This is a genomic window from Polaromonas sp. P1_E3 (assembly GCF_056405935.1).
The window spans coordinates 1-924 of the sequence record NZ_JBFUBD010000709.1 but is presented as its reverse complement, the minus strand read 5'-3'; the positions used below and the strand labels follow the sequence as shown (position 1 = coordinate 924).

The 924-nt window shown below is 58.6% G+C and carries 1 protein-coding gene; it reads right to left on the bottom strand.

Going from position 1 to position 924, the window contains the following annotated elements; all coding sequences use genetic code 11:
* On the bottom strand, positions 1-924 hold a 924-nt coding region (locus tag AC1D0Z_RS22960), incomplete at both ends, for a PAS domain-containing protein (RefSeq protein ID WP_477660436.1).

Below are 924 nucleotides of genomic sequence, written 5' to 3'. Positions count from 1 at the left end.
GTTCCAGGCAAGCCGCCAGGCGCTTGGCGACCTGCTGCAGCAACAGGTCGCCTTTCTGGTGGCCCATGGTGTCGTTGAGTGTCTTGAAATTGTCCAGGTCAATGAACATCAGCGCAGCTTCGCGCGGATTCCGGTAATTGTGGGTCAGCGCCTTCTGGAGCCGATCCATCAGCAACTGGCGGTTGGGCAATTGTGTGAKCGGGTCGTAGAAGGCGAGGTGCTTGATTTCGCTTTCTGCCACCTTGCGGCGCGTGATGTCCCGCCCCACGGCAACCCAATGGGTAAAAAAAACGCCTGCATCGTCGGCGACCGGCACGATGTCGACTTCCATCCAGAAGTGCCTGCCGTTTTTTTTGTAGRTGATGAGCTCGGCCTGAACCGGCTGGCCCTTCTGGAAGGCCGTGCGGATACGCTCCAGTTCACTGCGCTGCGTCAGGGGCCCGCACAGCAGGCGCGGTGAATGGCCGAGGGCTTCTTCCGGGCTGTAGCCGGTGTGCTGCTCAAAGGCGTTGTTGACAAAGATGATGCGCAAGCCCGGTTTCCCCGAGGGGACCGCTTCAGTGATCAACACAATATCGTTGAGGCGGGAAATGCTTGTCTCCAGCAGCATGAGCTGCTCCCTGGCCTTGCGCCTTTCACTGACATCGCGAAAGTAAACGGCGACCCCATCCGGGAACGGATAGGCACGAATCTCAAACCATTTGTCCAGTGGCGCGTACAGGGCTTCAAATTCCACCTGGTAATTGCCTGCAACCGCCGCCCTTATCTGTTCGGAAAACGAGGTGTTGATGGCGCCCGGGAATTCTTTCCAGATGCTTTTTCCCAACAGCTCCTTGCTGGGCCGGCGCAGCAGCCGGGCGCCTTCCCGGTTCAGGTAGGTAAAGCGCCATTGCGGGTCAAGCGTGTAGAACCCTTCAGTGATAC